Source organism: Streptomyces sp. NPDC051207 (genome assembly GCF_040682395.1).
Taxonomy (GTDB): Bacteria; Actinomycetota; Actinomycetes; order Streptomycetales; family Streptomycetaceae; genus Streptomyces.
In genome coordinates this window covers 394,747-402,462 of the sequence record NZ_JBFBAX010000001.1, presented here as the reverse complement: position 1 = coordinate 402,462, position 7,716 = coordinate 394,747, and the positions used below count along the sequence as shown (strand labels likewise).

Here is a 7,716-nt window from a genome sequence, read left to right as displayed (position 1 = left end):
ACAGCTCCCACAGGTCCTCCGGCGCCATCCGCTCGACAAGCGCAGCAGTCATCGCCCCAGACTGCCGCAAGATCACACCAACTGAAATGGCCTCTAAGGACGTTCCGTGACACAGCACCGACAGCACACCGTGCTCGACAGCCCGTACGGCCCGCTCACCCTCGTCGCCGAGGACGGCGCCCTGTGCGGCCTCTACATGCAGGACCAGCGCCACCGCCCGGCCGAGGAGACCTTCGGCGTACGCGACACCGCCCCCTTCGCCGAGGCGGAGGAGCAACTCGAGGCCTACTTCGCGGGCGAGCTGAAGGAGTTCACCCTCGCACTGCGCCTCAACGGCACACCCTTCCAGCGCCGCGTCTGGGACGAACTGCGCCGCATCCCCTACGGCGAGACCCGCACCTACGGCGAACTCGCCGAGCTCCTCGGCGCGCCCAGGGCGTCCCGCGCCGTCGGACTGGCCAACGGCCGCAACCCCATCGGTGTCATCGTGCCCTGCCACCGCGTCATCGGGGCGGGCGGCAGCCTCACCGGCTACGGCGGCGGCCTGGACCGCAAGCGCCGCCTGCTGGACTTCGAACGCGGCGCGGGCCTCTTCTTCTGACCCCGCCCGGCCCGGAAGAGGGCGCCGCAGCGCCGCGTGCCCGAGGTGCCGGGCCTACGCGTCCGCGATCTCCCCCAGCAGCCGCGGCAGCGCCGTCCCGATCGGCTCCCGGACGACCTCGTCGGCGAGATCGTCGTACGGCGTAGGCTCGGCGTTGACGACGACCAGCCGGGCGCCGTGGCCGGCGGCGATCCCGGCCAGCCCCGCCGCCGGCTGCACCTGAAGGCTGGTGCCGACGGCGAAGAACACCTGGCAGGCCTTGGTGACGGCCAGGGCCTCGCCCAGCACCACCGGATCGAGCCGCTCGCCGAACATCACCGTCGCCGACTTCAGGATGCCGCCGCACTCCAGGCACGGCGGGTCCTCCTCGCCGGCCTCCACCCGGGCCAGCGCCTCCTCCATCGGCCCGCGCGCATGACACCGCGTGCACACGTAACTCCGCGCGGTGCCGTGCAGTTCGAGCACCTTGCGGGCGGGCATCCCGGCGAGCTGGTGCAGCCCGTCCACGTTCTGCGTGATCACCCGCACCGGCACCCCGGACCGCTCCAGATCGGCCACCGCGCGGTGCGCCGCGTTGGGCCGCGCGCTCAGCGTCCGGTTCTCCCGCCGCATCTGCCAGGACCGCCGCCGGATCTCCGGATCGCCCATGTAGTACTCGTACGTCACGAGCTTCTCGGCGTCGGGATCGCGCCGCCACAGCCCGTTGGGGCCGCGGTAGTCGGGGATGCCGGAGTCGGTGGAGATGCCCGCACCACTGAGGACGGCGACGAGAGGCTTGCTCATGCCGACGAGCGTAGGCCGGGCCCCGCCGAAGAGACCAGCGCATACCGGGTCCGCGCGGGCGCTCCGGGTGCTAGCGTCCGGGCATGGCAAAGATCACCGTGTCGCTGGAAGCCGAACTCGTCGTGGAAGTCATGGTCCTCGCGGGCGTCGGCAGCCCGCAGGACGCCGTGGAACTCGTCGTCCGGGACTACATCCAGCGCGGCCACCGCACCGAGGCCCGCGTCGCCGAGCGCGACGAGGGACTGCGCGAGGTGGACGTCAAGCCCCAGGAGCCCCAGGGTTGAACGGCTCCGGCCGGCCGGGCGGGCGGCCGTTCTCCAGCTCGACCGTGCCCGCGCCCGAGTCGAGGACATCCAGCGCGGCCAGCACCCGGTGGCCGAGCGCGCCGAGCAGATGGTCGCGGAGCTGCTCGCGCGGCACCAGCCGCCAGGACAGCAGCTCGTCCTCCTGGAGCCGGATCGCCTTGAGGTCGTCCTCGCCGAGCACCCCGCCGTCGTACAGGTACGCGACCAGCGGCGGCCGGCCGGCGCCGGGCACCCAGTCGACCGCGAGGAGCCGACCGAGCTCGCGGTCCAGCCCGATCTCCTCGGCCGTCTCGCGCCGCGCCCCCTGCCGCGGGGTCTCGCCGTCGTCCGACTCGACGGTCCCGCCCGGCAGCGCCCAGCCCTCGCGGTAGTTGGGCTCGACGAGCAGCACCCGTCCCTCGGCGTCACGGAACAGCGCGGCGGCACCGGCGAGCACGCGGGGCAGGGAGGCGATGTAGGCGGCGTAGTCTCCAGTCGTGGTCATCCTGGAAGGGTAACGACCGCGGACTCGGCCAGCCGCAGCGTCCGGCGGGCCAGGTCGCTGATCCGCGCCCCGTCGAAGCCGAACACCGCGCTGCGGACCGTGTCCTCGAGCGGATCCGTCCACTGGGCCGGGATGCCCCGCGCGCCCGTGAGGACGCCCGCCACCGAACCGGCCGTCGCGCCGTTGGAGTCGGTGTCCAGACCGCCGCGCACGGTGAGGGCGATGGTCCGGGTGAAGTCGCCGTCGCCGTACAGCAGCCCGGCCGTGAGCACGGCGGCGTTCGGAACGGTGTGGATCCAGCCCAGACCGGCGGTCTCCTCGCCGGCCGTCGTCAGGGTGTCCTCCCAGCTCATCCCCGTGTCGTGGAGGGAGCTGACGCGGCGCACCGTGCGGGCCAGCCGGCTGCTCGCCGGGATCACCGCCAGCGCCCGGTCCAGCGCCTGGCGCACGCTGCGCGCCGTGAACGCCGACGCGATCAGCGCCGCCGCCCACATCGCGCCGTACACCCCGTTCCCGGTGTGCGACAGCACCGCGTCCCGGCGCGCGAGCTGCGCGGCGCGGACCGGGTCGCCGGGGCACGTCCAGCCGAACACGTCGGCCCGGATCAGCGCCCCGATCCACTCCTGGTAGGGATTGTCGTACGTCGCCGTCAGCGTCGGCCGCAGCCCGCTCGCCAGGTTCCGGTACGCCACCCGCTCCGCCGTGAACGTCTGCAGGTACGGCAGCCGCAGCAGCCACAGCTCGCCGACCTGCTCGGTGCTGAAGCCGAAGCCGCGGGTCTCCAGCAGGTCCAGGCCGAGGATGGCGTAGTCGATGTCGTCGTCCCGGCAGCTGCCCCGGACCCGCCCGCGCACGCACGCCCGCCACTCGGGCCGCAGCTCCCACGCGTCCCCGTCGCCGCCCGGCGGCCCGGGCAGGTAGTCGGTGAGCGGCAGCGCGGACGCCTCGCGCAGATAGCGGTCGATGCGGTCCCGGGTCCACAGATCGCCCCGCTCCACCGGCTTGCCGAGCATGTTGCCCGCGATCCGGCCCAGCCAGCCGCCGAGGATGCGGTCGGCGAGGTCCGGCACGGTGCCCACGGGGGTCATGGTTCCGGTCTACCCGATTCCCCGGGCCCGCACCACGGCGCCGCCGCACGGCACACCACAGGGCCTTCGGCCCAGGTCCAGGGACTGGGCACGGCATGACGGGGGAGGCGTCCTCCGGTTAAGGTCGCAGCGGCGCGACTGGCTGTGACGTGCACACGGATGCACGGGGCCCGGAGAGCAAGGGGAAGACGAGTGGCGGACGCTGCAAGGACTGACACCGCGACAGGCCGGCCGGCCCGGCGGGTGCTGATCGCCGCGGACAAGTTCAAGGGGTCGCTGACGGCCGTGGAGGTCGCCGAGCGGGTCACGGCCGGGCTGCGCCGCGTCCTGCCGGACCTCGGCGTGGCGTCGCTGCCCGTGGCCGACGGCGGCGACGGAACGGTGGCCGCCGCGGTCGCGGCCGGGTTCGAGCGGCGCGAGGTACGCGTCACCGGCCCCGTCGGCGACGAGATCACGGCGGCCTTCGCGCTGCGCGACGGCACGGCCGTCGTCGAGATGGCCGAGGCCAGCGGGCTCCAGCGGCTCCCGGCCGGGGTGCTCGCGCCGCTCACGGCCTCCACGTACGGCTCCGGGGAGCTGCTGCGCGCCGCGCTCGACGCGGGCGCGCGGACCATCGTGTTCGGCGTCGGCGGCAGCGCCACCACCGACGGCGGCGCCGGGATGCTGGCCGCGCTGGGTGCCCGCCTGCGCACCGCGGACGGCGAGCCCGTCCCGCCCGGTGGCGGCGGCCTCGCCGAGCTGGCCTCGGCCGACCTGTCCGGCCTCGACCCGCGCCTGGCGGACGTCGAGCTGGTGCTCGCCAGCGACGTCGACAACCCGCTGACCGGCCCGACGGGCGCACCGGCCGTGTACGGCCCGCAGAAGGGCGCCTCCGCGGACGACGTGGCCGAGCTGGACGCGGCCCTCGCGCACTACGCCAAGGTGCTGGAGGAGACGGTCGGCCCGCAGGCCGCCGAGTACGCCGCGTCGCCCGGCGCGGGCGCCGCGGGCGGCATCGGGTTCGGCGCGCTGCTGGTCGGGGCGCGCTTCAGGCCCGGCATCGAGGTGATGCTCGACGTGCTGGGCTTCGCGTCCGCGCTGGAGGGCACCGAACTGGTGATCACCGGCGAGGGCTCCCTCGACGAGCAGACCCTGCACGGCAAGGCCCCGGCGGGCGTCGCGACGGCGGCGCGTGCGGCGGGCAAGGACGTCGTGGCGGTCTGCGGGCGCCTGGCGCTGCCGCCGCAGGCCCTCGGCCGGGCCGGGATCCGGCGCGCCTACGCGCTGACGGACATCGAACCGGACACCGCCAAGTGCATCGCGGACGCGGGGCCGCTCCTGGAGCGCGTCGCGGAGAACATCGCCAGGGATTTCCTGACCTGACCCGTGCTTCACCCCGGGGCCTTCAGCCCGTCCGGCGTCCGAGGACGAGGCTGCCAGGCCGACACGGGGGCCCGGGGGCGGCGGGTCCCCCAGGCGGGTACGGAAAGGGCCCCGCACCCGTAACCCGGGTGCGGGGCCCTGCCCACTGTTTCAAGCGCCGCTACGGCACCTGGGCGCCGCTACGGCACCTGGGCGCCGCTACGGCACCTGGGCGCCGCTACGGCACCTGCGCCGCCCGCGCCTCGCGCCGGTTGTCGCGGAAGTTGTTCACCCGGCGAGCCGTGGCGAACAGCGGAATCACCGCGCCCATGACCAGCTGCAGCGCGCAACCCGTCTGGAGCAGCAGCTGCCCGCTCGGCGCGTCGAACGCCCACGCCGCCAGCAGCCCCATGCTGAGCACGATCCACGACAGCATCGCCACGGCGAGCCGGCCCCGCGGCTTGGGGTACTCCACGCGGCTCACCATCAGCCATGCCGTCCCGAGGATGGCCAGGAGCGTCGCCACGAAGGGCAGCTCCAGCAGCACGATCGAGACGACCGTGAGCGCGCCGAACGGCGACGGCATGCCCTGGAAGGTGCCGTCCTTCACCGTGACGCAGGAGAAGCGCGCGAGTCTCAGCACCACCGCCAGGAGCACCACGATCGCGCCGAGCGCCGCCACCCGCTGATGCGCGTCGTCGGCGACCATGCCGTAGACCAGCACGAAGTACGCCGGGGCGAGGCCGAAGCTGATCAGGTCCGAGAGGTTGTCCAGCTCGGCGCCCATGGGGGAGGAGCGCAGCTTGCGCGCCACCAGGCCGTCGAACAGGTCGAAGACCGCGGCGCACAGCATCAGGATGACCGCGGTGGCCGCGCTGTGGCGGGCCATGCCGGTCTCCTGGCTGCCCGTGAGGTGCGGGATGAGGATGCCGGTGGTGGTGAAGTACACCGCCATGAAGCCGCACGTGGCGTTGCCGAGCGTCAGGGTGTCCGCTATCGACAGGCGCAGCGACAGCGGCATCTCCTCGTCGTCGTCCTCGTCGGCGTCGGGCACCCAGCCCGCCTGGGTCTGCGGATCAATCACGGTCAATGCGAGTCACTCCAGCCACGGTCTTCTGACCGACCTCGACCGCCACCTCCACGCCCTCCGGGAGGTACAGGTCGACGCGGGAGCCGAAGCGGATCAGACCGATCCGCTCGCCCTGCTCGACCTTCGTGCCCCGCGGAACGTAGGGCACGATGCGGCGGGCGACCGCGCCGGCGATCTGGATCATCTCGATGTCACCGAGTTCGGTGTCGAAGTGCCAGACGACGCGCTCGTTGTTCTCGCTCTCCTTGTTGAAAGCGGGAACGAAACCGCCGGGGATGTGCTCGACGGACGTCACCGTGCCGGCCAGCGGCGCGCGGTTGACGTGGACGTTGAGCGGGCTCATGAAAATCGCGACGCGCGTGCGGCCGTCCTTCCACGGCATGATGCTCTGCACCACACCGTCTGCGGGCGAGACGACCCGGCCTTGGGTGATCTCGCGCTCGGGGTCGCGGAAGAACCACAGCATCCCCGCCGCCAGCGCGGTGGCGGGAACGGCAACGGCCTTGGCCGCGCCCGAACGGCGGGCGCGCACCAGGCTGAGGGCTGCGGTGGCGACGGTCGGAAGAAGCCACGGCGATGCTCCGCGCGCGAGGCGTACGCCGGCCCGGCTGTCGCGAGGTGCAGAGGTTTGGCTGTGGGGCATGAATGACCTTCGTAGCGGATGATGCCGCGCTTCTCTACGGGGGGACGGCGGCTTTCCGGCGATCGTAGCGGCTCCGGGCCGCAACTGGGTAAGCCAGGAAGCCGAGTCGACGGCTGAAGAGCGCTGACGGGGTGTGATCCTCTTTTCAAAGAAAACACCCCGTATCCGGACATCTAGCCCTGGAATCGATACTCCTCGAGCAGCCTGCGGCCGATGATCATTTTCTGGATCTCGGCGGTACCTTCACCGATGAGCAGCATCGGCGCCTCGCGGTAGAGACGCTCGATCTCGTACTCCTTGGAGAAGCCGTATCCACCGTGGATACGGAAGGCGTCCTCCACGACCTCTTTGCAGTACTCGGAGGCGAGGTACTTCGCCATCCCTGCCTCAAGGTCGTTTCGTTCACCCGAGTCCTTTTTGCGTGCGGCGTTCACCATCATCGCATGAGCGGCCTCCACCTTGGTAGCCATCTCCGCGAGCTTGAACTGGATCGCCTGGTGCTGGGCGATCGGTTTGCCGAAGGTGTGGCGCTGCTGGGCGTACGACACGCCCAGTTCGAAGGCACGCTGTGCGACGCCGCAGCCACGCGCCGCGACGTTCACGCGGCCGACCTCGACGCCGTCCATCATCTGGTAGAAGCCCCGGCCGGTGACCCCGCCGAGCACCCGGTCGGCGGGAATCCGCAGGCCATCCATGATGAGCTCGGTGGTGTCGACCCCCTTGTACCCCATCTTGTCGATCTTGCCCGGGATGGTCAGCCCGGGGCGGACCTCGCCGTAGCCGGGTTCCTTCTCCACGAGGAAGGTCGTCATCGACTTGTGGGGCGCGGTGCCCTCGGGGTGTCCTTCGTCACTGCGGACCAGGACGGCCACCAGGGACGAGGTTCCGCCGTTCGTGAGCCACATCTTCTGGCCGGACAGGACGTACTCGTCGCCGTCCCTGACCGCCTTGGAGGTGATGGCCGACACGTCGGAGCCCAGCGCGGGCTCCGACATGGAGAACGCGCCGCGGATGTCGCCTGCCGCCATACGGGGCAGGAAGTACTCCTTCTGCTCCTGCGTGCCGTGCTGCTTGAGCATGTAGGCCACGATGAAGTGGGTGTTGATGATGCCGGACACCGACATCCAGCCGCGCGCGATCTCCTCCACGCACAGCGCGTACGTCAGCAGCGACTCGCCCAGCCCCCCGTACTCCTCGGGGATCATCAGACCGAACAGGCCGAGCTCCTTGAGCCCGTCGACGATCTGCTGCGGGTACTCGTCGCGGTGCTCCAGCCCGGTCGCGACGGGGAGGATCTCCTTGTCCACGAAGTCGCGGACGGTGGCGAGGATCTCCTGCTGGACGTCGGTCAGGCCGGCGGTCTGGGCGAGACGGGCCATGG

9 protein-coding genes are annotated in these 7,716 nt (G+C 72.1%); 3 read left to right on the top strand and 6 right to left on the bottom strand.

Going from position 1 to position 7,716, the window contains the following annotated elements:
• The first annotated feature begins 106 nt into the window (after nucleotides 1-106).
• Nucleotides 107-601 (top strand): methylated-DNA--[protein]-cysteine S-methyltransferase, encoded by a 495-nt coding sequence (locus AB0M97_RS01805; protein ID WP_365958684.1) that lies wholly within the window; start codon nucleotides 107-109, stop codon nucleotides 599-601.
• 54 nt (nucleotides 602-655) lie between these two features.
• Here AB0M97_RS01805 and AB0M97_RS01800 read toward each other — a convergent pair whose 3' ends face one another.
• Complete coding sequence (locus tag AB0M97_RS01800) at nucleotides 656-1,384, bottom strand: Sir2 family NAD-dependent protein deacetylase (protein ID WP_365958683.1); 729 nt, start codon at nucleotides 1,382-1,384, stop codon at nucleotides 656-658.
• A gap of 83 nt (nucleotides 1,385-1,467) precedes the next feature.
• On the opposite strand from AB0M97_RS01800, the gene AB0M97_RS01795 reads away from it, so the two are divergent.
• Nucleotides 1,468-1,668, top strand: coding sequence for a DUF2191 domain-containing protein (locus AB0M97_RS01795; RefSeq protein WP_365958682.1), 201 nt, complete (start codon nucleotides 1,468-1,470; stop codon nucleotides 1,666-1,668).
• Here the strand turns inward: AB0M97_RS01795 and AB0M97_RS01790 are convergent.
• Both AB0M97_RS01790 and AB0M97_RS01785 read right to left on the bottom strand, forming a co-directional pair.
• Complete coding sequence (locus AB0M97_RS01790) at nucleotides 1,643-2,173, bottom strand: NUDIX hydrolase (RefSeq protein WP_365958681.1); 531 nt, start codon at nucleotides 2,171-2,173, stop codon at nucleotides 1,643-1,645. The two genes, AB0M97_RS01795 and AB0M97_RS01790, sit on opposite strands and share 26 nt — an antisense overlap.
• The gene (locus tag AB0M97_RS01785; protein WP_365958680.1) at nucleotides 2,170-3,261 is read right to left on the bottom strand and encodes an ADP-ribosylglycohydrolase family protein; all 1,092 of its coding nucleotides are present in this window, start codon (nucleotides 3,259-3,261) and stop codon (nucleotides 2,170-2,172) included. Before AB0M97_RS01785 ends, AB0M97_RS01790 begins: the two co-directional genes overlap by 4 nt.
• 243 nt (nucleotides 3,262-3,504) lie before the next feature.
• Here AB0M97_RS01785 and AB0M97_RS01780 point away from each other — a divergent pair, with 243 nt between their 5' ends.
• A complete protein-coding gene (locus AB0M97_RS01780) occupies nucleotides 3,505-4,623 on the top strand; it encodes a glycerate kinase (protein ID WP_365958707.1) in 1,119 nt (372 codons plus the stop codon).
• A 217-nt stretch (nucleotides 4,624-4,840) separates the two neighbouring features.
• Here the strand turns inward: AB0M97_RS01780 and pssA are convergent, their stop codons facing one another.
• The 3 genes from pssA to AB0M97_RS01765 form a co-directional block, all read right to left on the bottom strand.
• Nucleotides 4,841-5,656, bottom strand: coding sequence for a CDP-diacylglycerol--serine O-phosphatidyltransferase (gene pssA, locus AB0M97_RS01775; RefSeq protein WP_365958706.1), 816 nt, complete (start codon nucleotides 5,654-5,656; stop codon nucleotides 4,841-4,843).
• 22 nt (nucleotides 5,657-5,678) lie between these two features.
• Entirely contained in the window at nucleotides 5,679-6,335 is a 657-nt protein-coding gene (locus AB0M97_RS01770) for a phosphatidylserine decarboxylase (protein ID WP_365958679.1), read from the bottom strand.
• A 173-nt stretch (nucleotides 6,336-6,508) separates the two neighbouring features.
• Nucleotides 6,509-7,714 carry an acyl-CoA dehydrogenase family protein gene (locus AB0M97_RS01765; RefSeq protein WP_365958678.1) on the bottom strand — a complete coding sequence of 402 codons (1,206 nt, stop codon included), beginning with the start codon at nucleotides 7,712-7,714 and terminating at the stop codon, nucleotides 6,509-6,511.
• Nucleotides 7,715-7,716 lie beyond the last annotated feature (2 nt).

What these genes read in the sequence shown, in the direction of transcription:
- AB0M97_RS01800 (WP_365958683.1), bottom strand. Translation starts at nt 1,384, where the DNA reads ATGAGCAAGCCTCTCGTCGCCGTCCTCAGTGGTGCGGGCATCTCCACC.
- AB0M97_RS01770 (WP_365958679.1), bottom strand. Translation starts at nt 6,335, where the DNA reads ATGCCCCACAGCCAAACCTCTGCACCTCGCGACAGCCGGGCCGGCGTA.
- AB0M97_RS01795 (WP_365958682.1), top strand. Translation starts at nt 1,468, where the DNA reads ATGGCAAAGATCACCGTGTCGCTGGAAGCCGAACTCGTCGTGGAAGTC.
- AB0M97_RS01765 (WP_365958678.1), bottom strand. Translation starts at nt 7,714, where the DNA reads ATGGCCCGTCTCGCCCAGACCGCCGGCCTGACCGACGTCCAGCAGGAG.
- AB0M97_RS01790 (WP_365958681.1), bottom strand. Translation starts at nt 2,173, where the DNA reads ATGACCACGACTGGAGACTACGCCGCCTACATCGCCTCCCTGCCCCGC.
- AB0M97_RS01785 (WP_365958680.1), bottom strand. Translation starts at nt 3,261, where the DNA reads ATGACCCCCGTGGGCACCGTGCCGGACCTCGCCGACCGCATCCTCGGC.